Raw genomic sequence first — 441 nt, 5'->3', positions numbered from 1 at the left:
GGCCGGGCCCGGCCGGAGCGCGAGCCCGGCCCGGCCCGGGGTCAGGCCCGGATCGCGGTTCCGAGCACGTGCGGCGAGGCCGGCGCCGGCAGCCCGGTCGGCGGGAAGCGGAACCGGTCCAGTTCGGTCACCGTGAACCCGGCGGCCCGGATCGCGGCGACCGTGTCCCGGGCGGTGTGGCATCCGGCGCAGAACAGCGGCCAGAGCGTGGCGTCGGCCAGGCGCTGGGCCCGGCGCAGGCCGGGCGTTTGCGCCACCACGTGTTCGTAGAAGCGCAGTTCGCCGCCGGGCCGCAGCACCCGCCGCGCCTCGCGCAGCGCGACCGCCTGGTCCGGCACCGAGCAGAGTACGAGCGACAGCACCACCGCGTCGGCGGCGCCGTCGGCGACCGGCAGCGCCTCGGCGAGACCGGCGGCGACGGTCACCGGGACCGGGGCGCCC

Annotated in this window: 1 protein-coding gene; it reads right to left on the bottom strand. The window is 79.4% G+C overall.

Going from position 1 to position 441, the window contains the following annotated elements; all coding sequences use genetic code 11:
* Positions 1-41 precede the first annotated feature (41 nt).
* The coding region (locus AC2CHG_RS31765) for a class I SAM-dependent methyltransferase (protein WP_484526246.1) at positions 42-441 on the bottom strand (400 nt) is incomplete at its 5' end.

The organism is Micromonospora sp. ATLC20 (assembly GCF_057196585.1).
The sequence above is the reverse complement of the archived record's forward strand: the minus strand, read 5'-3'. Positions and strand labels throughout refer to the sequence as shown.